The sequence below is a fragment of the Natronorubrum daqingense genome, assembly GCF_001971705.1.
Lineage (GTDB): Archaea > Halobacteriota > Halobacteria > Halobacteriales > Natrialbaceae > Natronorubrum > Natronorubrum daqingense.
The window spans coordinates 1,323,438-1,348,756 of record NZ_CP019327.1; the positions used below are offsets into that span (position 1 = coordinate 1,323,438).

General features: G+C 61.7%; 39 protein-coding genes and 1 tRNA gene. 29 read left to right on the forward strand and 11 right to left on the reverse strand.

The window, feature by feature from the left end; translation table 11 throughout:
• Window positions 1-46 precede the first annotated feature (46 nt).
• Window positions 47-1,711 carry an alkaline phosphatase family protein gene (locus BB347_RS06455; protein WP_076582111.1) on the reverse strand — a complete coding sequence of 555 codons (1,665 nt, stop codon included), beginning with the start codon at window positions 1,709-1,711 and terminating at the stop codon, window positions 47-49.
• 359 nt (window positions 1,712-2,070) lie between these two features.
• On the opposite strand from BB347_RS06455, the gene BB347_RS06460 reads away from it, so the two are divergent.
• Complete coding sequence (locus tag BB347_RS06460; protein ID WP_076582502.1) at window positions 2,071-2,490, forward strand: VOC family protein; 420 nt, start codon at window positions 2,071-2,073, stop codon at window positions 2,488-2,490.
• A 103-nt stretch (window positions 2,491-2,593) separates the two neighbouring features.
• Here the strand turns inward: BB347_RS06460 and BB347_RS06465 are convergent, their stop codons facing one another.
• Window positions 2,594-2,878: a hypothetical protein gene (locus BB347_RS06465; RefSeq protein WP_076582112.1), complete on the reverse strand. Its 285-nt coding sequence runs from the start codon at window positions 2,876-2,878 to the stop codon at window positions 2,594-2,596.
• Window positions 2,879-3,079: 201 nt separating this feature from the next.
• Between BB347_RS06465 and pyrF the strand changes: the two genes are divergently transcribed.
• The gene (gene pyrF, locus BB347_RS06470) at window positions 3,080-3,880 is read left to right on the forward strand and encodes an orotidine-5'-phosphate decarboxylase (protein ID WP_076582114.1); all 801 of its coding nucleotides are present in this window, start codon (window positions 3,080-3,082) and stop codon (window positions 3,878-3,880) included.
• 33 nt (window positions 3,881-3,913) lie between these two features.
• On the opposite strand, the gene BB347_RS06475 is transcribed toward pyrF, so the two are convergent.
• Together BB347_RS06475 and BB347_RS06480 are read right to left on the reverse strand one after the other, a co-directional pair.
• A complete protein-coding gene (locus tag BB347_RS06475) occupies window positions 3,914-4,171 on the reverse strand; it encodes a hypothetical protein (RefSeq protein ID WP_076582116.1) in 258 nt (85 codons plus the stop codon).
• Between the two features lie 6 nt (window positions 4,172-4,177).
• Window positions 4,178-4,357 carry a hypothetical protein gene (locus tag BB347_RS06480; RefSeq protein WP_076582117.1) on the reverse strand — a complete coding sequence of 60 codons (180 nt, stop codon included), beginning with the start codon at window positions 4,355-4,357 and terminating at the stop codon, window positions 4,178-4,180.
• A gap of 188 nt (window positions 4,358-4,545) precedes the next feature.
• Here BB347_RS06480 and BB347_RS06485 point away from each other — a divergent pair, with 188 nt between their 5' ends.
• Window positions 4,546-6,201 carry a GTPBP1 family GTP-binding protein gene (locus BB347_RS06485; protein WP_076582119.1) on the forward strand — a complete coding sequence of 552 codons (1,656 nt, stop codon included), beginning with the start codon at window positions 4,546-4,548 and terminating at the stop codon, window positions 6,199-6,201.
• A 45-nt stretch (window positions 6,202-6,246) separates the two neighbouring features.
• On the opposite strand, the gene BB347_RS06490 is transcribed toward BB347_RS06485, so the two are convergent.
• The 4 genes from BB347_RS06490 to BB347_RS06505 all read right to left on the reverse strand — a co-directional run bounded on the left by BB347_RS06490 (window position 6,247) and on the right by BB347_RS06505 (window position 8,532).
• Window positions 6,247-6,657 (reverse strand): hypothetical protein, encoded by a 411-nt coding sequence (locus BB347_RS06490; protein ID WP_076582121.1) that lies wholly within the window; start codon window positions 6,655-6,657, stop codon window positions 6,247-6,249.
• 130 nt (window positions 6,658-6,787) lie between these two features.
• Window positions 6,788-7,309 (reverse strand): hypothetical protein, encoded by a 522-nt coding sequence (locus tag BB347_RS06495; protein ID WP_076582123.1) that lies wholly within the window; start codon window positions 7,307-7,309, stop codon window positions 6,788-6,790.
• Window positions 7,310-7,323: 14 nt separating this feature from the next.
• Window positions 7,324-8,256, reverse strand: coding sequence for a methenyltetrahydromethanopterin cyclohydrolase (mch, locus tag BB347_RS06500; RefSeq protein WP_076582504.1), 933 nt, complete (start codon window positions 8,254-8,256; stop codon window positions 7,324-7,326).
• A gap of 69 nt (window positions 8,257-8,325) precedes the next feature.
• Window positions 8,326-8,532, reverse strand: a complete 207-nt coding sequence (locus tag BB347_RS06505; protein WP_076582124.1) for a heavy-metal-associated domain-containing protein — start codon at window positions 8,530-8,532, stop codon at window positions 8,326-8,328.
• Window positions 8,533-8,634: 102 nt separating this feature from the next.
• On the opposite strand from BB347_RS06505, the gene BB347_RS06510 reads away from it, so the two are divergent.
• Window positions 8,635-9,078, forward strand: coding sequence for a universal stress protein (locus tag BB347_RS06510; RefSeq protein WP_076582126.1), 444 nt, complete (start codon window positions 8,635-8,637; stop codon window positions 9,076-9,078).
• Window positions 9,079-9,178: 100 nt separating this feature from the next.
• Here the strand turns inward: BB347_RS06510 and BB347_RS06515 are convergent, their stop codons facing one another.
• The 3 genes from BB347_RS06515 to BB347_RS06525 form a co-directional block, all read right to left on the reverse strand.
• Window positions 9,179-9,493 (reverse strand): MTH1187 family thiamine-binding protein, encoded by a 315-nt coding sequence (locus BB347_RS06515; protein ID WP_076582127.1) that lies wholly within the window; start codon window positions 9,491-9,493, stop codon window positions 9,179-9,181.
• A 173-nt stretch (window positions 9,494-9,666) separates the two neighbouring features.
• A complete protein-coding gene (locus BB347_RS06520) occupies window positions 9,667-10,020 on the reverse strand; it encodes a HalOD1 output domain-containing protein (protein WP_076582129.1) in 354 nt (117 codons plus the stop codon).
• Between the two features lie 286 nt (window positions 10,021-10,306).
• Window positions 10,307-10,377: transfer RNA gene (locus tag BB347_RS06525), tRNA-Gly, on the reverse strand.
• A 306-nt stretch (window positions 10,378-10,683) separates the two neighbouring features.
• On the opposite strand from BB347_RS06525, the gene BB347_RS06530 reads away from it, so the two are divergent.
• Genes BB347_RS06530 through secY form a run of 25 tightly spaced genes read left to right on the forward strand, consistent with a single transcriptional unit; the run spans window position 10,684 to window position 25,262 of the window.
• Window positions 10,684-11,577: a putative RNA uridine N3 methyltransferase gene (locus tag BB347_RS06530; RefSeq protein ID WP_076582131.1), complete on the forward strand. Its 894-nt coding sequence runs from the start codon at window positions 10,684-10,686 to the stop codon at window positions 11,575-11,577.
• 4 nt (window positions 11,578-11,581) lie between these two features.
• The gene (locus BB347_RS06535; RefSeq protein ID WP_076582132.1) at window positions 11,582-12,601 is read left to right on the forward strand and encodes a 50S ribosomal protein L3; all 1,020 of its coding nucleotides are present in this window, start codon (window positions 11,582-11,584) and stop codon (window positions 12,599-12,601) included.
• Window positions 12,602-12,604: 3 nt separating this feature from the next.
• On the forward strand, window positions 12,605-13,357 hold the full coding sequence (gene rpl4p, locus BB347_RS06540) for a 50S ribosomal protein L4 (RefSeq protein WP_076582134.1): 753 nt from the start codon (window positions 12,605-12,607) through the stop codon (window positions 13,355-13,357).
• Complete coding sequence (locus BB347_RS06545) at window positions 13,354-13,608, forward strand: 50S ribosomal protein L23 (protein ID WP_076582136.1); 255 nt, start codon at window positions 13,354-13,356, stop codon at window positions 13,606-13,608. The genes rpl4p and BB347_RS06545 overlap by 4 nt, the downstream gene beginning before the upstream one ends.
• Window positions 13,609-13,610: 2 nt before the next feature.
• Window positions 13,611-14,333: a 50S ribosomal protein L2 gene (locus BB347_RS06550; RefSeq protein WP_076582137.1), complete on the forward strand. Its 723-nt coding sequence runs from the start codon at window positions 13,611-13,613 to the stop codon at window positions 14,331-14,333.
• Window positions 14,330-14,752, forward strand: coding sequence for a 30S ribosomal protein S19 (locus tag BB347_RS06555; protein WP_076582139.1), 423 nt, complete (start codon window positions 14,330-14,332; stop codon window positions 14,750-14,752). Before BB347_RS06550 ends, BB347_RS06555 begins: the two co-directional genes overlap by 4 nt.
• A 7-nt stretch (window positions 14,753-14,759) precedes the next feature.
• On the forward strand, window positions 14,760-15,239 hold the full coding sequence (locus BB347_RS06560; RefSeq protein WP_076582140.1) for a 50S ribosomal protein L22: 480 nt from the start codon (window positions 14,760-14,762) through the stop codon (window positions 15,237-15,239).
• The gene (locus BB347_RS06565; protein WP_076582142.1) at window positions 15,239-16,195 is read left to right on the forward strand and encodes a 30S ribosomal protein S3; all 957 of its coding nucleotides are present in this window, start codon (window positions 15,239-15,241) and stop codon (window positions 16,193-16,195) included. Before BB347_RS06560 ends, BB347_RS06565 begins: the two co-directional genes overlap by 1 nt.
• Window positions 16,195-16,407 carry a 50S ribosomal protein L29 gene (gene rpmC / locus BB347_RS06570; RefSeq protein WP_076582143.1) on the forward strand — a complete coding sequence of 71 codons (213 nt, stop codon included), beginning with the start codon at window positions 16,195-16,197 and terminating at the stop codon, window positions 16,405-16,407. The genes BB347_RS06565 and rpmC overlap by 1 nt, the downstream gene beginning before the upstream one ends.
• A gap of 8 nt (window positions 16,408-16,415) precedes the next feature.
• Entirely contained in the window at window positions 16,416-16,862 is a 447-nt protein-coding gene (locus BB347_RS06575) for a ribonuclease P protein component 1 (RefSeq protein ID WP_076582145.1), read from the forward strand.
• On the forward strand, window positions 16,853-17,296 hold the full coding sequence (locus BB347_RS06580) for a 30S ribosomal protein S17 (protein ID WP_076582146.1): 444 nt from the start codon (window positions 16,853-16,855) through the stop codon (window positions 17,294-17,296). The genes BB347_RS06575 and BB347_RS06580 overlap by 10 nt, the downstream gene beginning before the upstream one ends.
• Window positions 17,296-17,694, forward strand: a complete 399-nt coding sequence (locus BB347_RS06585; protein ID WP_076582148.1) for a 50S ribosomal protein L14 — start codon at window positions 17,296-17,298, stop codon at window positions 17,692-17,694. The genes BB347_RS06580 and BB347_RS06585 overlap by 1 nt, the downstream gene beginning before the upstream one ends.
• Before the next feature lie 3 nt (window positions 17,695-17,697).
• Entirely contained in the window at window positions 17,698-18,075 is a 378-nt protein-coding gene (gene rplX, locus BB347_RS06590) for a 50S ribosomal protein L24 (RefSeq protein WP_076582149.1), read from the forward strand.
• Complete coding sequence (locus tag BB347_RS06595) at window positions 18,072-18,788, forward strand: 30S ribosomal protein S4e (RefSeq protein ID WP_076582151.1); 717 nt, start codon at window positions 18,072-18,074, stop codon at window positions 18,786-18,788. Before rplX ends, BB347_RS06595 begins: the two co-directional genes overlap by 4 nt.
• Window positions 18,785-19,324: a 50S ribosomal protein L5 gene (locus BB347_RS06600; protein WP_076582152.1), complete on the forward strand. Its 540-nt coding sequence runs from the start codon at window positions 18,785-18,787 to the stop codon at window positions 19,322-19,324. The genes BB347_RS06595 and BB347_RS06600 overlap by 4 nt, the downstream gene beginning before the upstream one ends.
• A complete protein-coding gene (locus BB347_RS06605; RefSeq protein ID WP_076582154.1) occupies window positions 19,317-19,499 on the forward strand; it encodes a 30S ribosomal protein S14 in 183 nt (60 codons plus the stop codon). Before BB347_RS06600 ends, BB347_RS06605 begins: the two co-directional genes overlap by 8 nt.
• A gap of 1 nt (window position 19,500) precedes the next feature.
• Window positions 19,501-19,893, forward strand: a complete 393-nt coding sequence (locus tag BB347_RS06610) for a 30S ribosomal protein S8 (RefSeq protein ID WP_076582155.1) — start codon at window positions 19,501-19,503, stop codon at window positions 19,891-19,893.
• 2 nt (window positions 19,894-19,895) lie between these two features.
• Window positions 19,896-20,429 carry a 50S ribosomal protein L6 gene (locus BB347_RS06615; protein ID WP_076582157.1) on the forward strand — a complete coding sequence of 178 codons (534 nt, stop codon included), beginning with the start codon at window positions 19,896-19,898 and terminating at the stop codon, window positions 20,427-20,429.
• Window positions 20,430-20,432: 3 nt separating this feature from the next.
• A complete protein-coding gene (locus BB347_RS06620; RefSeq protein ID WP_076582158.1) occupies window positions 20,433-21,185 on the forward strand; it encodes a 50S ribosomal protein L32e in 753 nt (250 codons plus the stop codon).
• A complete protein-coding gene (locus BB347_RS06625; protein ID WP_076582160.1) occupies window positions 21,178-21,627 on the forward strand; it encodes a 50S ribosomal protein L19e in 450 nt (149 codons plus the stop codon). The genes BB347_RS06620 and BB347_RS06625 overlap by 8 nt, the downstream gene beginning before the upstream one ends.
• Window positions 21,627-22,175, forward strand: coding sequence for a 50S ribosomal protein L18 (locus BB347_RS06630; protein WP_076582161.1), 549 nt, complete (start codon window positions 21,627-21,629; stop codon window positions 22,173-22,175). The genes BB347_RS06625 and BB347_RS06630 overlap by 1 nt, the downstream gene beginning before the upstream one ends.
• A complete protein-coding gene (locus BB347_RS06635) occupies window positions 22,172-22,825 on the forward strand; it encodes a 30S ribosomal protein S5 (RefSeq protein WP_076582163.1) in 654 nt (217 codons plus the stop codon). The genes BB347_RS06630 and BB347_RS06635 overlap by 4 nt, the downstream gene beginning before the upstream one ends.
• Window positions 22,822-23,289, forward strand: a complete 468-nt coding sequence (gene rpmD, locus BB347_RS06640; RefSeq protein ID WP_076582164.1) for a 50S ribosomal protein L30 — start codon at window positions 22,822-22,824, stop codon at window positions 23,287-23,289. Before BB347_RS06635 ends, rpmD begins: the two co-directional genes overlap by 4 nt.
• 2 nt (window positions 23,290-23,291) lie before the next feature.
• Window positions 23,292-23,798 (forward strand): uL15m family ribosomal protein, encoded by a 507-nt coding sequence (locus tag BB347_RS06645; protein WP_076582166.1) that lies wholly within the window; start codon window positions 23,292-23,294, stop codon window positions 23,796-23,798.
• 3 nt (window positions 23,799-23,801) lie between these two features.
• Window positions 23,802-25,262 carry a preprotein translocase subunit SecY gene (gene secY, locus BB347_RS06650; RefSeq protein WP_076582167.1) on the forward strand — a complete coding sequence of 487 codons (1,461 nt, stop codon included), beginning with the start codon at window positions 23,802-23,804 and terminating at the stop codon, window positions 25,260-25,262.
• The last annotated feature ends 57 nt before the right edge of the window (window positions 25,263-25,319 follow it).

Below are 25,319 nucleotides of genomic sequence, written 5' to 3' on the forward strand. Positions count from 1 at the left end.
TTGCTGCCGGGTCGTCGAAGCGGACTGGCCGTCGCTGTCTGCACGATTACTGAACATACCCGAGATCCTCGAGTCGCTGTTCGACTCCCGAATCGACGGCGTCTGCCGCCTCCCCGTGGTACGCCGGATAGGACATCGGTTCGGATTCCTCGACGATCGGGAGCACGCGTCCGTCCATCCGATCACTGTAGGGAACGCCGAGGGCGGAGAGAATCGTCGGCGCGACGTCGAAGAGGTGTGCGCCCTCGACCGACTCCGAGGCGTCGATTCCCTCCCCGCTCGCGGCGAAGACGCCCTCGAGTTTGTGGTTCCAGGGCTCCGTCGTCTCGTCGAAGTATCCCTCAGCGGGTTCCGCGGAGAGGAAGTGCTGGAAGTCGTTCGGAACCGTCACGATATCGACCGCGCGGTCGGTGTAGGGCCCCTCGAAGTACGCCTCTCGCGGTGCGACTTCCTGGAACACCGGCTCGCCGTCGGGTGCCTCCGCCGACTCGAGTTCGCGGATGAGTGCCGCGCGGACGTCGTCGTACTCCTCCCGTGGGACTACTCCCTCGGGGTCGCGACCCTCGACGTTCATCCGCACGCCGAGTTCGGTTCGCGCACGGACGTAGGCCTTCGAGTTCGGGAAGTCGACCTGTTCGTTTCCAGTTCGGACGACGCCGTCGGGCGCGTGCTCCTTCGCGAATTCGGCGAGTCCGAGTCGCTCGAGGACCCGACCGATTCGGTGGGTCGTCATGCCGAGGCTCGCCAACCCTGCGGCGAGGCGTTCGACGGTCCCCGGTTCCCACTCGTCGGCTTGCTCGCCCTCGCGAAGGTCGTCTCGCATGACGTTCCACGTCGGCATCCCCTTCCCGCCGAGGGTCGTCTCGACGTAGCCGGCGTTCTCGAGGAAGGTGTTGACGCGAAATTCCGGCTTCTCGTAGCGGCCGATACCGTGATCGCTCGCGATGAACACCTGTCGCGGGTTACAGGACTCGAGGACCTCGCCGATCTGTTTGTCCGTCTCGGCGTAGACCCGTTTGACCTTCTCCCACTCGCCTTCGAACTCGTGGAAGACGGTGTCGGTCTTTTGGAACTGCAAAAAGCCGAAATCCGGCTCGAACCGATCGCTGAGATACTCGAACGCTTGCCCCCGCATCGAAACGAGCGAGCAGTACTCGTCCATCTTTTCAGTGGGCGACAGCGAATCGTCGCCCCTCGCGTATTCGGGGTAAACGCGGTACTCACCGATCTCCTCGCGAACGTCGTCGAGGATTCCCGTTGGGTGACACGGCGGATCTTCCGGGCCGATGAACCCGGGGATGATCGCACCGTCGATTTCGTCCGGCGGGTGCGTCACCGGGACGTTGACGACGACGCTCGAGCGGTCGTGGTGATCGAGCAGCGTCCAGAGTCGATGTGCGCGAACGTCGTCGCCTTTCACGACGTGGAAGTCGTACCCGTCGAAGCCGGTGAATCCGTAGACGCCGTGCTTCCCGGGATTGACGCCGGTGAACATGGAGGGCCAGGCGCTCGGCGTCCACGGCGGAATCTGTGACTCGAGTTCGCCGCTCACGCCCCCCTCGAGAAGCGACTCGAGGTTCGGAATCACGTTTTCGTCCGCCAGCCGGTCGAATACCGAGAGGCAACCGGCGTCGATTCCGATGAGCAAGGCGTCCATCCGGTTTCGACCCGACTCCCCGTCCGTCTGGTCGGCCGCTGCATTCCGTGTCATTCGAATACGCGACTATGGCGCGGGAACGCTGATAAGTAATATTTGGACAAGTGCCGCTTTCACGCTGACAGCGCTAGCACCGCCAGCATCGCCCGAAATTGCCCCCTAGGCGGCCCTCTCCGAGGGTTTAGCAACAGTTTCACTGGTGAAACAGTCACCTAACAGCTAGGTAAAGCGCCTCTCCGTCCGTATTCTCGCCTTGGCTGATTTGGCCGGTCTACAGTGTCACAGGAGGGGGATTTTTCGTCACAATAGCCCGTCCACTCCCGTGTCGAGTGGTATCACCTGTCGACAGACGCTCGAGTCGAGCACGAATGGAGCCGGAAGCGTTTTTTCCGCGGGGTCAGAGGATTCACTCGATGACGTCACTCAGCGCCCACCACGTCGGAGTTACCGTTCGCGATCTCGAGGAGATACTACCGTTTTATCGGGACGTCCTCGACCTCTCCGTCGCCGACCGCTTTCGCGTCGGCGGGGAGGCGTTTTCCGACGCCGTCGGCGTTGGGGACGCACGCGGCGAGTTCGTCCACCTCGAGGCCGACGGGATTCGTCTCGAACTCGTCGAGTACGATCCGGCTGCACGAGCGACACCCGCAGGCGGACTCAACCAGCCCGGTGTGGCCCACGTCGGGCTCGACGTTCCAGACCTCGAAGCGTTCGCGAACGGACTCCCCGACGACGTTGAGACGCTCAGCGAGCCACGGACGACGGAGAGTGGCACGTCGATTCTCTTCCTTCGCGACCCCGAGGGTAATCTGATCGAAATTCTCGAATCCTGAGAAAACGAGGGCGATACCAAGTGAGTGACACACATAGCGAACTGACCGTTCGCCGCTATGGTGTCCCTGAGAAATCTGATCCACGACGGGGAACGGAGACGAGTTACAGCTGTGGCGGTGTCGACTCGAGTTTCGACCGAACTTCTTCGACCGTGGTCTCACACGACGAACAGTGGCTTTTCTCGGAGTCGATGTAGACCGTTTCACACGTCGAGCACTGAAAGAGGTTCCCCGGTGCATTGGGGTCCGGACTCGAGTGGGGGCTTGGCATTTTTCGGTCGACGGCATCGTCTGCTGGCGTCTCTTCGCTCTCGAAGAACGTGGAGCGAATACGGTTCCGAAGTTGACCGAGACGGGAGGTGGAGGTGTCGGGTGTTCGTGTTGCCATACTGTTGTCCACGGGTATACTACCGAAGTACTTGATGTCTAAAATATTTGGAAGTACGACGATCCGAAGGTGATGACTATCAGTGTCCTGTGAGAAACCATACACTTCGGCAGCCGTCTGAAATGGCGCGTCTGCCGACTACCAGCGGATCGACTCTACGGGATAGCAACCTTTTCGATTGCCCCCCACACACTCCCAGCCATGAACTTCTTCGATCGCCTGCACGACCGCATTCGGACGGTCGACAGCGTCGTCAGCGTCGGCCTCGATCCCGATCCATCGCGGATTCCCGACCACTTAGGGGAGTACGACCTCCCGCGGTGGGCGTTCAACCGACGGATCATCGACGCGACGCACGAACACGCCGCCGTCTACAAACCGAACGCCGCCTTCTACGAAGACCCCGACGGCTGGGCAGCCCTCGAGGAAACCATCGCGTACGCCCACGGGAAGGGTGTTCCCGTCCTCTTAGACGCTAAACGGGCCGATATCGGTAACACGACCCGCCAGTACGCCCAGATTCTCGAGCGCGTCGATGCGATTACGGTCAACCCCTACATGGGTCGAGACTCCCTTCAACCGTTTCTTGCCGACGAGGAAGCGGGCGTCTTCGTCCTCTGTCGAACGTCCAATCCCGGCGGGGCCGACTTCCAGGACCTCGAACTCGAGACCGGCGAGCGACTGTACGAGCGCGTCGCCGCGCTCGCAGATCTCTGGAACGAACACGACAACGTCGGACTCGTCGTCGGCGCGACGAACGAAGACGAACTCGAGGACCTCCGCGAGCAGGTTCCGGATCTGCCGTTCCTCGTCCCCGGCGTGGGCGCACAGGGCGGAGACGCCGAAGCGGCGGTCGAGTACGGTCTCGCGAACGGCGTCGGACTGGTCAACTCCTCGCGGGGGATCATCTTCGCCGGAGAGCACGATGGCGAACGCTTCGCCAGTGCGAGCGGCCAGGCCGCCAAGCGGTTGAAATCGCGACTGAATCAGTACCGGGACTGACGCGCATCTACTATCCGTACTGACCAGCATCCACTATCCGTACTGACCAGAATCCACTACCCGAGCGGCGATGCGCCCGTCGACGGTCCGCGGGAGGAGTTCGACCTCGACTGGCTGCGTTGGCGGTTCCTCCTCGAGTACTGCCACCCCCTCGACGACGGCGATATCGAGTGGACTCGAGTCGTTCGGGTGTGCAGCGACGAGCGTGCCGTCGTCTCCTTTCTCGAGGGTGACACGGACGCGCTCGCCGATCGCGAGCGTCTCACCGAGGCGGTCGCGAAACGTGGTCATCGGCGTTCAGAACCGATTTACGTCCACGTCGTCCGACTGACGACTCGGGTTTGCTTGCGTCGCACACTGGACGCACAGCTGGGCGTCTCGCTCGTAGTGATCGGTACACGCGAGCGTCCCACAGTTCGCACACTGGTGTTGGGCCGGTTTGGACTCACAGATCTGACAGAGACCGCTCACGCTCATAGAGATACTCGGCGCTCGAGTGACTTGAAACCGGTGTCGGAACCCTCAACTGCCGTTCGCAGACCCGGTTCCGTATTCCATCGATGCAACTCAGTCGTGTACAGTGTTTTCCACCGACACCCTTTGGCCGTGTACAATGTTAGCAATGTACGGGAAGGCTTTTGCCATGTGGGCAGCTACCGGGCTACATGAGCCGTGACCGGGCTCTCCTCGAGCGAGCCCTGGACCGTGGTGAACAGGACGGTGGCAACGTCGAATTCAAGGAACGACTATCACGTGATGTCCACCTCGAGGGTGGACGCCGGGAGAGCCTGGCCGCACAACTGCGTCATCGACTCCTTTCTGGCGACGGCGAGGCGACGTACGCGGTCGGTGTCACCGACGACGGCGGGCTCGCCGGCATCGACCCCGACACGTTCTCCGAGACGATGGACGTGCTCTCGCTGCTGGCCGAGGAAGCCGACGCCCACATCGACGACGTACAAACGTGGGGAATCAACGGTGGTTCGGACGCGAACGAGTCCGACGGGGACCGGTCGTCGACGGCGTCCGACCGCGGCCTCGTCGGTCTCGCGACGATTCAGGAGGGGAGCGTCCTCGAGACCGACGACGAGCACGTCGTCGTCGGGACGGCGGGCCACGTCGACCACGGCAAGAGTACGCTCGTCGGCTCGCTCGTGACCGGCAACGCCGACGACGGCAACGGTGCGACGCGCTCGTTCCTCGACGTCCAGCCCCACGAGGTCGAACGAGGTCTCTCGGCAGACCTCTCTTACGCCGTCTACGGCTTCGACGACGACGGTCCGGTTCGAGTCCGTAATCCGAACCGGAAGGCAGACCGCGCGGCCGTCGTCGAAGAGGCTGAGCGACTCGTCTCGTTCGTCGACACCGTCGGCCACGAGCCGTGGCTCCGCACGACGATTCGCGGCCTCGTCGGGCAGAAACTCGACTACGGGCTCCTCGTCGTCGCCGCGGACGACGGCCCGACGCGAACCACACGCGAGCACCTGGGCGTCCTGCTCGCGACGGACCTCCCGACCATCGTCGCGATCACGAAAACGGACGCCGTCGACGACGAACGCGTCGAGGAGGTCGAACGCGAGGTCGAGCGACTGCTCCGCGACGTCGACAAATCGCCGCTGCGCGTCTCTCGCCACGGCGTCGACGCGGCCGTCGACGAGATCAGCGAACGCGTCGTCCCCATCGTCGAGACGAGCGCCATCACGATGGACGGCCTCGAGACGCTCGACGAACTGTTCGATCGCCTGCCGAAGACCTCACAGGACACGGGCGAGTTCCGAATGTACGTCGACCGAAGCTACTCCGTGACCGGCGTTGGAGCCGTCGCCTCCGGCACCGTCATGGCCGGCGAGGTCGAGGCCGGTGACGAACTCCTGCTCGGCCCGATGCCCGACGGCCGGTTTCAGGAGGTCGAAGTTCGATCGATCGAGATGCACTACCACCGCGTCGATACGGCTCAGGCCGGCCGTATCGTCGGAATCGCTCTGAAAGGAGTCAAAGAGAGCGCCATCGAGCGCGGGATGGCCCTTCTCCCGCGGAGCGCAGATCCAACCCCCGTGCGGGAGTTCGACGCGGAAGTGATGGTGCTCAACCACCCGACTCGGATCGGCGACGGCTACGAACCCGTCGTCCACCTCGAGACCATCGGCGAAGCCGCCGCGTTCCACCCCGAGGACGGACGGCTCCTCCCGGGCGATACTGGCGAAACCACCGTCCGGTTCAAGTTCCGCCCGTATCTCGTCGAAGAAGGCCAGAAGTTCGTCTTCCGCGAGGGCCGCAGTAAAGGCGTCGGAACGGTGACCGACGTCCATCCAGCTCACTGATTGATCGGTTGCCGTATTGATCGGTTCCGAGACCGACCGTATCGACTACTCGGTTCGCTCGCTCGAGATCGTTCCCACGCCGATCGTCGACTGTCCGGTGATCGTCCCGCCGAGCGTGACCGCATCCGGTTGCATGAATAACACCGTCTCGTCCGGCATCGAAACGTCGGTTCGGATCTGCCGATCGAGGAAATCCATCGACGCCGCGGCCGGTCCGGTCTCGACCAGTCCGCGCTCGAGTTCGCGACGCGTGTGGATGCTCATGTAGAACTCACAGGATTGTCGGTCAGGAGCGTCCTCGAGCGCACTGAAGAGTTCCTTACACGTCTCGACGACTCCCGTCCCGGTGGCTGTGGCGATCGTCGCGGACGGTGCGTTTGTCTCATTGTCGACGCCATCGGCGCTGTCACGGATCGACGCGACGATATTCTGAAAGTTGATCGCGCGGTCGGTCATTGCAATTCACGTCGAACTACCCACTCAAAAATCGGCCGATCGAGTGGCAACGACCCGTTTCTCGAGTGTCAGTCGCACTGCAATCGGCCGTCCGACACTCTCGCTAACACCGATACGCGCTCCCGCCTCGCTACCCCGACGAACGCAGGTATCGTCCGTCCGCCGTCCGCTGGACGAGGTCCAACAGCGCGGCCCACTCGAGGAGCCGCCGCGTTCGCTCGAGCCAGTGTGACTCGAGGTCGCCGTCCGTTTCCGCCCGCTTTAATGCTGGAATCTCGCCGCGAACGTCATCGAAAATCGCTTCGACGCTCCGGGGTTCGTCGGCACCTTCGAGCGCCTCGAGAACGGTTTCCGCGGCGTACACACGCGCCGTGAACGATTCCTGCAACGAATCGGTCCCCGCTCCAAACCGGGCGATTCGGTCGGCCGCGTCTTCCGCCCGGCGATAGCCCGCCGACTCCTCCCGAGCCAATTCGAGCGCCCGCAAGAACGCGAGCCACGCCTCGGCGTCCGCGCGCGTCTCGAGTCGCGTTTCGTCGACGAGGTGGGCACAGCAGTCGTCGACGGCCCCCGCCGTCTCCGGCACGGCCTCGAGAATCGACTCGACGGACGCGAGATCGGACGGCGGTTCGGGGATTGGTTTGAACTGCACGAGTAGAAGTTGATTTACAGGCCGAAGGACTCGACGAGAATGCCTTCGTCAGTTTCGCCGTGGACGTACGTCGGTCCGCCGATGACGTCAATAGTGACCTTCGCGGGCGCGAAGAGATCCGCAGGCACCTCCGAGAACTCCCACTCGAGGTCGTCGAATATCTCGCCGAACGGGCGACCGTGTCCGTCTGCCGCAGTCGACGGAACCGAATCGAAGACGTCCGCATCCTCGCGCACGGTGAGGTGCGCCGTCCCGCCGTAGGCGATGGCATCGTTCGTGCGAGCGATCGCCGTCGGTTCGTCCGCTCCGACTGGTGCAACCGGCGCTCGACCCGTCGCTGAGACGATGTCCAGCGGATCGTACCCGAGTTCCGAGAGCCTGAACGTCGCGAGTTCCGCCGCTCGAGCGGCGTTGGTGACGCTGCCGACTAAACTCGCGGTTGGATAGGCGAGCAAGAAGACGCTGCTCGCCTCGACCTCGGCCAGTTCTGCAACCTGCTCGGCCGCGGCCGCGGTCGGATCCTGATCCGTCTCGACGGCGAGCGCCGTCAGGTCGAACGCGTCGGTGTAGCCGATCTGGCGAAACTCGTCTTCTTCGGCAACGAGCGCACGCGCTGGGCCGCTTCCCAGTCCCTCGAAGTCTTCCGTCGTCAGCTCCCAACCCGCCTTCTGCGAGCCGAGCAACGACAACGCCGGTTGATCCGTCGAGAGTTCGATGTGTGGAATCGGTGCGCCGCCGATCTCCTCGAGGTGGTGACTCGGCGTCGCCATCCCCGCCGTTTGAATCTCCGTGAGCAACAGGCCTGCTTCGATTCCGCCGTCGAACTCGAGGCCGAAGTCGAGGACCGTCGCGTCGTTCGCGAGATCGTAGCCGCCAATATTCAGCTCCTCGGCGTACTCGAGGGCCTCGTCGACCAACTCGATCGCCATCCGGTTGAGACTTTCCATGCCCACAGGTTCATGCTGTAGCCTAAAACAGTTTGCAGTTCGACTATCGCGCCCTAGCGACGACGGGCGTTACTCGACGTCGTACCCAGCGTCGTCGATCGTGTTGGTGATCGACGCTTCGTCCACCGTCGTCCCGTCGTGCTCGACGCGTACCGTCTCCGCTTCGTGGTCTGCCGTCGCCGACGAGACGCCCTCGAGGGACTCGAGTGCGTCGGTGACGGTCGCTTCACAGCCATCACAGGCCATACCAGTGACGTGGAGTGTCGTTTGATCCATATCGGTCGTAGCCTCTCTGGCAGGGTAGACGTTTCGTTCGACGATGTTTGGCGGTGGGATCGATGGTATGGTTTGATATGTGAGTACGTTGTTCTTTCTCGCATGTACACAGTACTCGTTCCGATCGACGGCCACGAGGCGCGCGTGAACGCACAACTCGAGTCCGTTATCGACCTCGCGAACGCGAGCGAGGGGTTCGCCGTCGAACTCCTTCACGTCCGTAAGGAACTCGAATTCGCCGACAGCGACGACGACGTGGAGATCGGCGAGATCCGACGCGATCTCGACGACGACGCACTCGAGGAACTCGTCGAGACGGTTTCGATGGCTGCCGAGGAACTCGCAGCCGCGGACGTCGACGTAAGCGTTCACTCCGCGACGGGAAATCCGGCGGCCGCGATCGTGGACGTCGCGAACCAATTCGACGTCGACGAAATCGTCATCGGTGCACGCCGACAGTCGCCGGTGGGTAAGGTTCTCTTCGGTAGCGTCGCCCAATCGGTCATCCTCGACACCGATCGGCCGGTCAAAGTCGTTCCGGCCTAACTCGCTTTTCGTCAGTTTTTCTCGCCGCTCGTCGCAATTTCTCGTCGCTCATCGTAATCCGTCGTTCGTTGCCGCCGCACGTAGAGAACAACGGGGGTACTTACTCGTCCGCACTCGTCGCCGACCGACCGAGGTGCTCCTCGACCGACTCAACCTTCTCCGCCGCAGTCGTGTCTTGCGTCCGTTTGTCGTCGATCTTCAACACGGTACTCACGCGGTCGTGATCCACCGCATCGTGTGCCGCCTGCGCGGCCGAAAACAGTTCGTCGGTACTCTCGGCTTCGATCACCGTCCCCATCGGGTTCGTCTCGTACTCGACGTCGTACGCCTCGAGCGCGTCGACTGCCTTCGCGATCTCGCCGGACATGCTCTCTTCAGTTACCGGTGCGACGCTCAGTAATCCGATTACCGTCATGCCCGGACCCACGTGATGGTGGCTCCTAAACCCATCTCATGCGACGACTGGCACACTCAAAACGAAACGGGAGTGCGAACGCTCGATAGGACTCGACGTCGGGACAACAGGAGTCGGACCAAAATCAACGAAAACTCACAGTGATCGGGGAGCGTCAGTGGACACCAACGCGATTACTTCGGACGGCCGGGAGTGTCGACTTCGGACGGCGGATAGATGATGACGTCACCGTTCGCGTAGACGTAGACTTCGTGCTCGAGCGCGGTGAACGCGACGTGGCCGCCCGAACGTTCGGTGCCGTCGGCTTTCGTCCGAAAGAGCCGATCGAGTGCGTCGGGATCGACGCTGTCGTAGAGGGAGAACTCTCCCTGAGAGACGTCCGTATCTGCGATCTGTGCGAGCGCGTGTACGATCGTCGTCGTTATCGTGGCCGTGCTCTCCGGATCGTGATGGAACACGTAGCGGTCGTTGGGCTGGTCGTACTGGAGGCCGTTCGCATCGTCAGCGGTGGGTAGTTCCGTGTGCATTGCTTGATCTGGCGTCCGATCGTCCAGTCGTCCGTAGCAAACCCCAGTATAAAAGCCACTCGGCGACGGCATCAGTCACCTATCACGACACACTCATTTCGGTACTGGTTTCTCGCCGGGACAGTGACTCGAGTGACAAATAGCGTCGCCGTCTACGCTCATCGTACTCGAGGACGAGCGGTTTCGCGACGTTGTAGGATCGACGCACGGCTCGCTCGAGGAATTGAATGTAAAAAAGTGCACTGGCTGGGATTTCTGTCGCTCACGAGTTTGTTCGCGACAGAAATGCGCTGGCTGGGATTTGAACCCAGGTTGTGACCATGGCAAGGTCACGTGATACCACTACACTACCAGCGCCCTGTTGCACTTTATTCTACTTCGGGAAGGATGTATAAGGGTTGCGAATCGTTTCAGGTTCGGCAGAGCGGCACACGGTCGGCAGCCACTCCGTAGGCTGTCGGTTCTCGAGTCGATTTCCCGCCGGATTCCCGGACACTCGTCGAACCCCGTGTTATAGTTATCATCTCGAGTGAGTATGTGTCCGTTCACCACGAATTCGGGGCTGTGAGAGCGTCACAGTCGCAATCGAATCCGCTATCCTTTTAAGACCTTGAGCGCAACAAAACGCTACAGTCTAGTGACGCGGCGCCGAAGCGTTTCGGCATGACCGTCAGCATACTCGTTCCGTCGTCACTCACCCGCGAAGCCGAGGACAAACGCGAGGCAACTCGCAAACTCGGATACATCGCCCGCGCGGCGACCATCTTCCGGGCCGATCGCCTGCTCGTCTACCCAGATCGGGACGGCGAAACAGGACGATTCGACGGCGGGTTCGTACACACCGTCTTGCGGTACGCCGCAACGCCGCCATACCTCCGAAACGAGGCGTGGGGCATGCGGGACGAACTGGAGTATGTGGGCATCTTGCCGCCGCTCCGTGCGGTGTCACAGACCGGCTCCGAATCGAACGGTTCGGGGTCGTCAAGACAAGGGATCGTGACCGAGGTCGGACCTGAAGGGCGCGTCCGGGTCAATTGCGGCTTGCAACACCCGATCTCACTCAACGTGCCTCCATCGATGGAGGTCACAGAGGGGGAGCGCGTGACCGTCAGGATCTCTTCGCGACGACCGGTCCGGGCGAAGCTCACTGACGAGCCCCTTCCGGGGCTGTCAGTCGAGCGCGCGGACCTCTCCGCAGCACTCGGCCGTGAGGACGCCGGCGTCTGTATCGCGGCCTCCCGATTCGGTGAGCAACTCACCGTCGGGCGGCTCGAGACGCTGGCCGGACGCACCGAGCGAGATGGGATGACCATCGCGTTCGGCGCGCCCGAGAGAGGGCTGCCGGATATCCTCGGAATCGAGGCGTCGGCCGTCTCCTCGAGCGACGAGGCAGACGTTCAGTCGTCCACCGAGGACGCAGCTGACGACGGAGTCGAACCCACCGCTGATCCGGGGTTCGACCTCTGGCTAAACACGGTTCCGGATCAGGGAAGCGAGGTCGTGCGAACGGAGGAGGCTCTGTTCGCGACGCTCGCTCCCCTCTCACTGAGAGAGTGATAGAATGCCACAAGCAAATTCACCACGCAAAGGCTCACTCGGGTTCGGTCCACGAGAGCGTGCGACCAGCGAGGTCCCACGCTTTAACTCGTGGCCGGACGACGACGGACAGCCGACGCTCCAGGGCTTCGCGGGCTACAAGGCCGGCATGACCCACGTCGTAATGGTCGACGACAAAGCGAACTCGCCGACCGAAGGGATGGAAGAGACCGTTCCCGTTACGATCGTGGAGACGCCGCCAATGCGCGCTGTTGCACTGCGAGCGTACGAAGAGACGCCATACGGCATGCAGCCGGTCACCGAGATCTGGACCGACGAGTTCGTTTCCGAACTCGATCGCGTTCTGGACATTCCCGGTGATGACTACGACGCCACGGCCGCCGAAGACGACCTTCGCGGCCACCTCGAAGAGGGGCGCGTCGACGACGTTCGCGTCATCACGCACACGGTTCCGGGGGACATTCCCTCGATGCCGAAGAAGAAACCGGACGTGATGGAAACGCGAGTCGGCGGCGGCTCCCTCGAGGATCGCGTCGAATTCGCCCTCGAGACCGTCGCTGACGGCGGCGAACACGTCATGAACGACGTGTTCCGCGCCGGCGAGTACGTCGACGCAAGCGGCGTCACGAAAGGGAAAGGGACACAAGGCCCAGTCAAACGCTGGGGCGTCCAGAAACGAAAGGGCAAGCACGCCCGGCAGGGATGGCGCCGCCGCATCGGGAACCTTGGTCCCTGGAACCCGTCCCGCGTTCGGTCGACGGTCCCCCAGCAGGGCCAGACCGGTTACCACCAGCGGACGGAACTGAACAAACGCCTCGTCGACATTGGCGACGGCGCAGACGCGACGGTCGATGGCGGCTTCGTCAACTACGGCGAAGTCGACGGACCGCACGCGCTGATCAAGGGCTCGCTCCCCGGGCCGAACAAGCGTCTCGTACGCTTCCGCCCGGCGATCCGACCCGGAGACCAGCCACGCCTCGATCCCGAGGTTCGCTACGTCTCCACCGAATCTAACCAGGGATAACACATGGAAGCAACAGTACGAGACCTGGACGGCGACGACGCGGGCTCGGTCGACCTCCCGGCGGTCTTCGAGACGAACTACCGCCCGGACTTGATCGCGCGCGCCGTCAACGTCTCCCAGGCAAACCGAAAACAGGCCTACGGTGCCGACGAGTTCGCCGGCAAGCGAACGCCCGCGGAATCGTTCGGCAGCGGCCGCGGTATGGCCCACGTCCCACGCCAGGACGGACGCGCACGACGCGTCCCTCAGGCCGTCAAAGGACGAAAGGCACACCCGCCAAAGGCCGAGAAAGACCAGACCGAATCGATCAACACGAAAGCAAAGAAGCTGGCAGTCCGCAGCGCCATCGCGGCGACGACGGACGCAGAACTCGTCGCAGAGCGCGGTCACGCGTTCGACGAGGACGCCGAGCTTCCGGTCGTCGTCGACGACGAATTTGAAGACCTCCAGAAGACCGCCGAGGTCGTCGAATTCCTCGAGGCAGCGGGCCTCGCAGACGATATCGAACGCGCTGACGACGGTCGAAACGTCCGCTCGGGTCGCGGCAAGACCCGTGGACGCAAGTACCAGACGCCGAAGTCGATCCTCTTCGTCACCTCGAGTGAAACCGGCCCATCCCGTGCGGCACGGAACCTCGCTGGTGCCGACGTGGCGACCGCGACAGAGGTCAACGCAGAGGACCTCGCACCCGGCACACAGGCCGGCCGACTGACCGTCTGGACCGAAAGCGCACTCGAGGAGGTGGCTGAGCGATGAGTACGATTATCGATCACCCACTGGTCACCGAGAAGGCGATGAACGACATGGACTTCGAGAACAAGCTCCAGTTCGTTTGTAACCCTGACGCGACCAAACCCGAGATCCGGGAGGTCGTCGAGGAGCGCTTCGAAGTCACAGTCGACGACATCAACACGCAACTAACGATGAAGGGCAAGAAGAAAGCGATCATCAAACTCTCCGAGGACGACGACGCACAGGAAGTCGCCTCGAGAATTGGGGTGTTCTGAGAATGGGACGGCGTATTCTCGGACAACGACGTGGTCGCGGTTCCTCTACGTTCCGCGCTCCGTCACACCGATACAAGGCGAAACTCGATCACAAACAGACCGAGGACGACGACATCGTTCGCGGAACGGTCGTCGACATCGAACACGACCCGGCCCGCTCTGCGCCAGTCGCAGCCATCGAGTTCGAGGACGGCGAGCAGCGACTCGTCCTCGCACCCGAGGGAATTAGCGTCGGCGAAGAGATCCAGGTCGGCGTCTCGGCTGAGATCAAGCCGGGTAACACGATGCCACTCGCAGAGATCCCGGAAGGGGTCCCAGTCTGTAACATCGAAGCCAACCAGGGCGACGGTGGCAAGTTCGCGCGTGCATCCGGTGTCAACGCGGACCTGATCACCCACGACCGCAACGCGGCGGTCGTCCAGCTTCCAAGCGGCGAGGTCAAGCGCCTCGATCCGCAGTGTCGTGCAACCATCGGCGTCGTCGCCGGCGGTGGCCGCACTGAGAAGCCAATGGTCAAAGCAGGGAACAAGTATCACAAGATGAAAGCACGGGGCTCCAAGTGGCCTCGCGTCCGCGGTGTCGCGATGAACGCCGTCGACCACCCATTCGGTGGCGGTGGCCGACAGCACCCGGGCAAACCCAAGTCCGTCTCGCGGGACGCCCCGCCGGGACGGAAGGTGGGTGACATCTCCTCGCGTCGTACCGGCCGAGGTGGAGACAAATGAGCCAGGAGTACAGAACCGGCCGCGAAGGTGAGTTCACCTACCGTGGCCACACGCTCGAGGAACTGCAGGATCTGGAACTCGAGGAAGTTGCAGAACTGCTACCCGCTCGCAAGCGGCGAAGCATCGAACGCGGTCTCTCCGTCGAGAAACAGAAATTGCTCGAGGAAGCCCGCGAGAAAGACGAGGAACAGACGGCGAACGCGCCGATCCGAACGCACCTGCGGGATATGCCGATCCTGCCGGAGTTCGTCGACCTCACCTTCGAGGTCTACAACGGACAGTCGTTCGAGCGCGTCCGCGTCGAACCCGAGATGATCGGACACTATCTCGGCGAGTTCCGCCTCACCCGCACGTCCGTCGAGCACGGACAGGCAGGTATCGGTGCAACTCGTTCCTCGAAGTTCGTCCCACTGAAGTGATCATCGTATGGGAATCAACTACTCAGTCGACGCCGATCCCGAATCCACCGCGAAAGCGATGCTCCGGGAGCGTCACATGAGCCACAAGCACAGCAAAGAGGTCGCACGCGAACTGAAGGGTAAAACCGTCGCAGACGCACAGGCGTACCTTCAGGACGTCATCGACGAAGAGCAGTCGGTACCGTTTAAGTCCCACAACGCCGGTGCGGGTCACCGATCCGACATCGACGGCTGGGACGCCGGTAAGTACCCCGAGAAGGTCTCGGGCGAATTCCTCGACTTGCTCGAGAACGTCGCGGCGAACGCAGACCACCAGGGCTTCGACGGTGAGGCGATGGAGATCGTCCACATCGCAGCCCACAAGGTCGGCGAATCGGTCGGTCGCAAACCTCGTGCGATGGGGCGAGCGTCCGCCTGGAACACGCCGCAGGTCGACGTCGAGATCGTTGTCGAGGAGACCGACGAAACATCGGAGGACGATAACTAATGGCTGACGAACATCAATTCATCGAAAATGGCCTTCAGCGGTCCCAGATCGACGAGTTCTTCCAGGAAGAACTCGGCCGCGCAGGCTACGGCGGTATGGACGTCGCCAAGACGCCGATGGGTACGCAAATCGTCCTCAAGGCCGAGAAGCCCGGGATGGTCATCGGCAAAGGCGGCGAGAACATCCGGAAGGTCACGACGGCTCTCGAGGAGAAGTTCAACCTCGAGGACCCACAGATCGACGTGCAAGAGGTCGAAGAACCCGACCTGAACGCACGGATCGTCGCCGACCGACTGGCGAACGCACTCGAGCGTGGCTGGTACTTCCGCAAAGCCGGCCACACGACGATTGACCGGATCATGGAAGCCGGCGCGCTCGGTGCCGAGATTGTCCTCTCCGGAAAGGTCACGGGCGCACGCTCACGCGTGGAGAAGTTCAACCGTGGCTACATCAAGCACAACGGCGAACCCGCCGAAGAGGTCGTCGACCACGGTCAGGGCGTCGCCGTCATGAAACTCGGTACCATCGGGGTCAACGTCAAGATCATCCCGCCAGGTGCCGAGTTGCCCGACGACTTCGGCGTCCACGAAGATCTGGACCCCGAAGAGATCGTTCCAGACGCCGTCGAAGCCAACGAGGCCGAGGGTGTCGAGGAACTGCTCGAGGGAGAACCTGAGGAGGCAGACGCCGCCGAATCCGGCGCCGAAGCGCCCGCTGAGGACGCCGTCGAGACCGACCCAGAACTCGAGGAAGAAGACGTCGAAGAGGTCATCGAGGCGGAAGTCGAGGCCGACGAGGAAGAAGTCGAGATCCCCGACGAGTCGCCGGTCGAAGACGACCTCGACGAACTCGAGGAAGACGTCGAAGCAGAAGCCGAAGAACTCGTCGCAGAGATGGACGAGGAGGAAGCGGACGAAGCGGACGATGCCGAGGAAGACGAGGGAGGTGACGCCTGATGGCGATTCTCCACGTCGAAGAAGTTCGCGACATGACGCCTGCGGAACGCGAAGAAGAACTCGAAGAACTCGAGACGGAACTGTTGAACCAGAAGTCCGTTCTCGCAGCCGGTGGTGCCCCGGAGAACCCGGGACGCATCGGAGAGTTGAGCCGGACGATCGCGCGGGTCAAGACGATCCAGCGAGAAGAAGGCGACCTGGACGACGAGTAAGAACAACGATGGCACTGACACCCGAAACGCTCCCGCGGCACGAACTCAACGGACTTCCCGTCCGCGTCGTCGAGAGTGACGACGCCAGCCGGGAGGGAATCGAAGGACGAGTCGTCATCGAGACGACGAACACGCTTTCGATCGAAGTTCGTGACGACGGTGAGTCTCGGGTGTTGCGGGTGCCAAAATCGGGCTCAGTATTCGAGTTCGCGATCACAGATGAAGCCGCCGAGGACGCGAAGTCCTCGGGGACTGCGTCCAAACTGGCCGACACCCAACCCGGCTCTGCCGATAAAACGGACGAGTCGGACCGAGTCGACGGCGACGCCGTCGGCTGTGCTCGTATCAACGAGCACGCTGGCGAGGATGTAGCCTACGTTACGGTCGATGGATCGCGACTGCTCTCACGACCCGCCCGACGCACGGAAACTAATGGTGATTCACCATGGCAATAGGACTAGACGTTGAAACCCCTCCGGAACCAGAAAACCCGGAGGAATACGACTACGAGACGTGTCCGTTCTACGGCGAACTGCCCGTTCGAGGACAGACCCTCGAGGGACAGGTCGTCTCGACGGACATGGACAAGACCGTAGTCGTCGAGCGAGAGTACGATGTGGCGGTACCCAAATACGACCGCCTCATGAAACGCCGCTCGCGCATCCCGGCACACGTTCCGGGCGTGCTCGAGCCGCTCTCGGTCGGTGACACGGTCACGATCGCAGAGACCCGACCACTGTCGAAGACGAAATCGCACGTGGTCGTCGAAGTAACTGAAGAAGCGACTGCCGAAGACGTGGCAGCGCTCACCGGCGAAAGCGAGCCGGACCCACAGCTGTCCGCCGAGGACCTCGGCGGCGACGACGCTGAAGACGAAGGTGATGCCTAATGGAGGCAATGAAAGCCGACGTCACCCAGGGACTCAAGAAGGGGTCGCTGGTCACGTGTGCCGACAACACCGGCGCACGGGAGCTGAAGGTCATCAGCGTCGCGGGCTACCACGGCACCAAGAGCCGCCAGCCGAAGGCCGGCCTCGGTGACAAGGTGACCGTTTCGGTCACGAAAGGGACCCCCGAGATGCGCCGTCAGGTCCTCGAGGCAGTCATCGTTCGACAGCGGAAATCGATCCGCCGCCCGGACGGGACGCGCCTGAAGTTCGAGGACAACGCGGCGGTCATCATCGACGAGAATGAAGAGCCCCGCGGCACGGAGATCAAGGGGCCGATCGCCCGCGAAGTCGCAGAGCGCTTCGGAGCAATCGCATCTACAGCGACGATGATCGTATAGACAATGAGTAAACAACCACACAAACAGCGAACGCAGACGGAGCGTGCACCGCTGCACAAGCGACAGAAGCAGCTTCACGCGACGCTGTCCGACGAGCTCCGCGAGGAGTACGATACCCGTCGAACCCGCGTTAATGCGGGCGACACGGTCGAGGTCATGCGTGGCGACCACGCCGGCGAGGAGGCCGAAGTTCTCCGCGCCATCCTCGAGGATGGAACCATCCACGTCGAGGAGGTCACGGTGGAGACGGCAGATGGCGAAGAGGTGCCACGGCCACTCGCCCCCTCGAACGTTCGTATCACGGAGCTCAACCTCGAGGACGAGCGTCGCGAAGCACGTCTCGAAGGCGACGCAGACGAAGCCGAAGGTGATAGCGAATGACGAAACACCAGAAACGACTGTCAGTGCCGAAGTCCTGGCCGGTCGAGCGCAAGACGGAGACCTTCACGGTCAAAGCCGGCGCAGGCCCACACGGTAAGGACGGCGTCCCGCTCGTCGTCTTGCTGCGGGACGTACTCGGTTACGTCGACTCGAAGAAAGAAGCACGATACGCCCTTTCGGAGGATTCGATCCTCATCAACGGGGAACCGATCAACGACGAACAGCGCCCGATCGGCATGTTCGACATCGTTGCCTTCCCCGGCCGAGAGGAGTACTACCGCGTCTTCCCAGACGAAGGCGGCCGCCTCGCGCTGACCGAAATCGACGAGACGGCAGCCGACAGCCGTCTCGGAAAGATCGAGGGCAAACAGCAAGTTCCAGGCGGGAACACGCAGTTGACCCTCCACGACGGGACGAACGTCTTCGTCGACGACGAAACCGAGTACAACTCGAGCGACTCGATCGTCGTCGATAACGAGGACAAATCGATCGTCGCTCACTTCCCGTTCGAAGAAGGGGCACTCGTGACGGCCGTTCGTGGCAACCACGGCGGCAAGATCGGTGAGATCGACGCAATCGATATCACGCCTGGAAGCGGTCCGAACACGGTCGGCGTCTCCACGGACGACGACGGTTTCGAAACCATTCAGGAGTACGTCGTCGTCATCGACGAGAACTTCACGGACGAGGACTCCACGGGTGATGACGAATGAGCGAAGCTGATGCCGGTGACTTCCACGAGATGCGCGAACCACGCGTCGAGAAAGTCGTTGCCCACATGGGCGTCGGACGTGGTGGCCGCGAACTCGGGAAAGCCGAAGACATCATCGAGGAGATTACGGGTCAACAGAGCGTCCGTACCCAGGCGAAACGAACCGAACCCGACTTCGGTATTCGCCAGGGCGACCCGATCGGCACGAAGGTTACCCTTCGTGGCGAGGACGCATACGAGTTCCTCGAGACCGCGATTCCGATCGCCAGCGTGTCTGCGAAGCAATTCGACGATACGGGCAACATCAGCTTCGGCATCGAGGAACACACCGAGTTCCCAAGCCAGGAGTACGACCCGAACGTCGGTATCTACGGACTCGACGTCACCGTCAACCTGGTTCGACCAGGATACCGCGTTGCCAAACGCGACAAGGCGAACCGATCGATCCCGTCGAACCACCGACTCACCCCCGAGGACGCAATTTCGTTCCTCGAGGCGAATTTCGACGTGAGCGTGGAGGAGTCAGACGATGAGTGAAAGTGAAACAGAAGCCGAGCGCACGGGCGAGCACGCCACGAAGCGTACCGGGCAGGACGAAGCCTGCCAGCGCTGTGGTCGCAAACAGGGGCTTGTCGGAAAGTACGACATCAACCTCTGTCGACAGTGCTTCCGCGAAATCGCTCGCGACATGGGATTCAAGAAGTATCGATAACATGACTGGAAACGACCCACTCAGCAACGCGCTCTCGGGACTCGACAACGCCGAAAGCGTGGGGCATCTCAGCCACGAGGTAACACCCGCCTCCAACGAGATCGGCAGCGTACTCGAGGTCTTCTACGACCGCGGGTACATCGACGGCTTCGAGTACGTCGACGACGGTAAAGCCGGTCAGTTCGAGGTCGAATTGAAAGGAGCGATCAACGACTGTGGCCCAGTCAAACCCCGCTACAGTGCCAGCGCAGAAGACTTCGAGAAGTGGGAGAAACGGTATCTCCCCGCTCGAGACTTCGGTGCACTCGTCGTTACGACGAGCAGTGGCATCATGAGCCACTACGAGGCTCGTGAGCAGGGTATTGGGGGCCAGGTGATCGCATACGTCTACTAACCATGCGAGTCGAACTGGAAATCCCTGACAACGTAACCGTCGAGATCGACCACCTCGACGTGACCGTCGACGGCCCAGAAGGCAGCGTTACCCGCCGCCTCTGGTACCCCGACGTGACCGTCGAACTCGAAGACGAGACTGTGGTAGTCGAAAGTGACAACGAGGACGCGAAGACGAACGCGACCGTTGGCACGTTCGAGAGCCACATCAAAAACGCATTCCACGGCGTGGCCGAGGGCTGGGAGTACAAGATGGAAGTCTTCTACTCTCACTTCCCGATGCAGGTCCGCGCGGAAGGCGACGAAGTCGTCATCGAGAACTTCCTCGGCGAAAAGGCAGCGCGACGTACGACTATTCACGGTGAAACCGACGTGTCCGTCGACGACGAGAAACTCGTCCTCTCTGGACCCAACAAGGAAGACGTCGGCCAAACGGCGGCCGACATCGAGCAACTGACACGCGTCAGTGGCAAGGACACCCGAGTCTTCCAAGACGGCGTCTACATCACCGAGAAACCCGCTAAAGGAGGTGCCTGATAGATGGCAGACGACGAACCAGAAACTGAAGACACTGGGGCCGACCCAGACGAGCCACAGGAACTCGAGGACATCAGCGGTGTCGGCACGAGCAAGGCAGACGCCCTGCAAGATGCCGGCTTCGAAACTATCGAGGACGTCAAAGAAGCAGACCAGGACGACCTCGCTGGAGCTGACGGAATCGGGAACGCGCTCGCAGCCCGAATCAAAGCAGACGTCGGCGACCTCGAAGTTAGCGACGAAACCGACGCCGAAATCGAAGACGAAGACGTCGACGAAGACGCAGAATCCGTCGACGAGGACGTCGAAACCGAACTGCAACCTCGCGGATTAACCGAGAAGACGCCGGAGCTCTCCGAGGAAGAATCGGAGTTGCTCGAGCAGCGTCGAAGTGAGGGCAAACCGCAGTTCAACCGACAGGACTACCACATGAAAAAGCGGACGCCGGAGTCCTGGCGACGCCCACGCGGACAGCTGTCCAAACAGCGAAAGGGCGTCAAAGGCAAAGGCCCGACCGTCGAGGCTGGCTTCCGAACGCCAACCGCAGTTCGCGGCAAGCACCCGAGCGGATTCGACGAGGTCTACGTCGAGAATCTCGACGACCTCGAGGGTGTCGACGGCGACCGAGAGGCGGTCCGTATCTCCTCGTCGGTTGGTGGGCGCAAGCGCGAACGAATCGAAGAAGAAGCCGAGGAACAGGACGTTCGCGTCCTGAACCCAACCTACGAAGAAGTAGAGGTGGATTCAAATGACTGATCTCTCCGCACAGAAACGACTTGCAGCCGACGTTCTCGACGTCGGAGAGAATCGCGTTTGGCTCGATCCCGACGCTCAGGCAGACATCGCCGAAGCGATCACTCGCGACGAGATCCGAGAACTCGTCCAGGAAGGTCGTATTCAGGCTGGTGACGCCAAGAGCAACTCCCGCGGACGCGCACGAGAGCGCAACGAAAAGCGAGCCTACGGCCACAAGAAGGGGCCAGGCAAGCGCCGCGGCAAGAAGGGTGCACGCCAGAACGAGAAAGACGAGTGGCAGAACAAGATTCGCGCACAGCGACGGAAGCTTCGTGAACTCCGAGACAAGGGCGAACTCACGCCCACGCAGTACCGCGAGCTCTACAAGAAAGCTGGCGGTGGCGAGTTCCGGAGCGTCCAATACCTGTTGAACTACATCGACGAAAACTACGGTGACCAATAATGGCGACTGGACCACGATATAAAGTGCCGATGCGGCGTCGCCGTGAGGTCCGAACGGACTACCACCAGAGGTTGCGCCTGCTGAAATCGGGTAAGCCCCGCCTCGTTGCTCGCAAGAGCAACAAGCACACTACGGCGCAGCTGATCACTCCCGGACCTCAGGGAGACGAGACGCTTGCAAGCGCACACTCGAGCGATCTCGAGGAGTACGGCTGGGATGCGCCCACGAGTAACATCTCTGCGGCATACCTGACCGGCCTGCTGGCCGGCACGCGGGCGGTCGAGGCAGGCCTCGAGGAAGCGGTCCTCGACATCGGTCTGAATACGGCCACGCCCGGGAACAAGGTATTCGCAGTTCAGGAGGGAGCAATCGATGCCGGTCTCGAGATCCCACACAACGACAGTGTGCTCGCAGACTGGTCGCGTACCCGTGGCGAACACATCGCCGAGTACGCAGAGCAACTCGACGAACCGCTCTACAGCGGTGACTTCGACGCAACCGAACTCCCTGAACACTTCGACGAGGTACGAGAGGCGATTCTCGAATGAGCAACTACAACGACGACGGATGGGAACCCGTTACCCGTCTCGGCCGGAAGGTCCAAGAGGGCGAAATCGACGATATGGAGACCGCCCTCAACTCGGGACTCCCGCTCAAGGAGCCCGAACTCGTCGACCAGCTCCTTCCCGGACTGGACGACGAAGTGCTGGACATCAACATGGTCCAGCGCATGACCGACTCCGGACGCCGCGTCAAGTTCCGTTGTGTCGTCGTGGTTGGTAACCGCGACGGCTACGTCGGCTACGCGGAAGGCCGAGACGATCAGGTCGGCTCCGCCATCCAGAAGGCGATCGGTATCGCGAAACTGAACATGATCAAAGTCCCCCGCGGCTCCGGTTCGTGGGAGGACCGTTCGGATCGGCCACACTCGCTGACCCGACGCACCAGCGGCAAAGCTGGCTCCGTCGAAGTCGACGTCATTCCAGCCCCCGAAGGGCTCGGATTGGCCGCGAGTGACACCGTCCGTCACGTCCTCGAACTGGCCGGCCTCGAGAACGTCTGGACGAAGAGTCACGGCAACACGCGGACGACCGTGAACCTCGCGAAGGCGACGTTCAACGCACTCGAGAACGCATCCCAGTCGCGCCAACCCCAACAGCGGGGTCGACAAGACGAAGCCGAGGTGGCTGACCAATGAAAGCAATCGTCCAGGTTCGCGGTGAGGTAAACCGACAGGAGGACGTCGAGGACACGCTGCAGATGCTCAACATCCACAGCGTCAATCACTGTGCTCTCGTCCCCGAAACCGACACCTACGTCGGGATGGTCAACAAAGTCAACGACTACGTTGCCCACGGTGAGCCCGAAAGCGACGTTCTCGAGACGGTTCTCGAAAGTCGAGCAGAGCCGCTTGAGGGCAAACAGTCCGACGTCGACGAGGAGTGGCTCAGCGAGAACACCGATTACGACGACTTCGGTGACCTCGCCGAGGCATTGCTCGCCGAGGAGACGACACTTCGTGAGGAAGGCTTGTCACCAACGCTTCGACTTCACCCGCCACGAGGTGGCCACGACGGGATCAAGAAGCCGACACCCGAAGGCGGCCAACTCGGAAAACATACAACCGAGCAGATTAACGACCTGTTAGAATCGATGCGATAACCATGACAAGCAAAAAACGACGCCAGCGCGGATCGCGTACGCACAGCGGTGGCTCCCACAAAAATCGACGTGGAGCCGGTCACCGCGGCGGTCGCGGGCGCGCCGGGCGGAGCAAACACGAGTTCCACAACTACGAACCGAAAGGCAAACACGGCTTCAAGCGTCCACAGGGCATCCGCGAGGAGGTCGAAGCAATCGACGTCCAGAAACTCGACGAGGATGCACTCTTGTACGCAGCCGACGACCTCGCGGCAGAAACCGACGACGGATACGCAATCGACGCGCGTGATATCGTCGACGACGGTCACGAAGTCGACAAAGTCAAAGTCCTCGGTTCTGGACAGGTCCGAAACAGCCTCGAAATCACGGCCGACGAGTTCTCCGACACTGCAGCGGAGAAAATCGAATCAGCCGGTGGCGAGGCGCTGTTGACGGAGCGAGCGCAGGAGGCACAAGAGAAAGCGGACGCCGCCGAAGCTGACGAAGACTCCGAACAGGACGAGGACTAACATATGGGATGGAAGGAAGCCGCCGAACCGGTCTTGACGCGGATGCCCGCAGTGCGCCGTCCAGAGGGGCACGTCCCCTTCAAGCGTAAGCTGGCGTGGACTGCCGGCATCCTCGTGTTGTATTTCTTCCTGACGAACATCGCCTTGCTCGGGTTGCAAGGCGGAGAAGCGACCGACATCTTCGGTGAGTTCCGTTCGGTGCTCGCCGGTGAGATGGGGTCGCTGATGCAGGTCGGTATCGGTCCGATCGTCACCGCCAGCATCGTTATGCAGTTGCTCGGTGGTGCAAACTTGCTTGGTCTCGACACGGACGACCCACGAGATCAGATCCTCTATCAGGGGCTGCAGAAGGTGCTCGTCATCGTCATGACGGCGTTGACTGCGCTCCCGATGGTGTTCGCCGGTGGCTTCCTGCCCGCTCAGCCGTCGCTCACTCTCGGCGGACTCGAGTTCGGCGAGACGCAGGTTCAGATGCTGATGTTCGCCCAGATCTTCGTTGGCGGGATCCTCATCCTCTACATGGACGAGGTCGTCAGTAAATGGGGGATCGGCAGCGGAATTGGCCTGTTCATTATCGCTAGCGTGAGCCAGCAGCTCGTGACCGGATTCGTCAGTCCATCCAGTGAAGGATTCTTCTACAGCTGGTACGAGATCATTACGGGTCAGGTCGAAACCGGATCCATCGTCTCCAGTGACGGGCTCTACACGATCTTCCTCGGCGAAGGACAGATCATCGCCTTACTGACGACGTTGCTCATCTTCAGCGTCGTCGTCTACGCGGAGTCCGTCCGCGTCGAAATCCCGCTCAGTCACTCTCGAGTGAAGGGTGCTCGCGGTCGCTTCCCAGTGAAGCTCATCTACGCGAGCGTCCTGCCAATGATCCTCGTTCGCGCGCTGCAGGCGAACATTCAGTTCATGGGCCAGATTCTCGATAGTGTCTGGGCCGGGATGCCGACGTGGCTCGGGGACTATTCGGGAGGAGAGCCCGCCAGTGGGTTCTTCTACTACACTGCACCGATCTATTCACCTGAAGATTGGATGTGGTGGACCGGGGCAGTCACACAAGACGCGTGGATGGTACTGATTCGCATTTCCGTCGACCTGTCGTTCATGGTCATCGGTGGTGCGATCTTCGCCATCTTCTGGGTCGAGACGACGAACATGGGCCCCGACGCCACCGCACGCCAGATCCAAAACTCCGGAATGCAAATTCCCGGATTCCGACAGAACGTCGGCGTCATCGAAAAGGTCATGGAGCGCTACATTCCGCAGGTTACCGTCCTCGGCGGTGCGCTCGTCGGCTTGCTGGCCGTCTGGGCGAACATGCTCGGCACGGTCGGCGGTGTCGAAGGGACCGGTCTGCTGCTCGCTGTCTCCATTACGTACAAACTGTACGAGGAGATCGCCGAGGAGCAGATGATGGAAATGCATCCGATGATGCGCCAGATGTTCGGCCGAGAGTAAGCGTTCTTCTCTCTTCTTTCTGCTTCGAGCACAGCACACTCACTGTACGACTAGCAT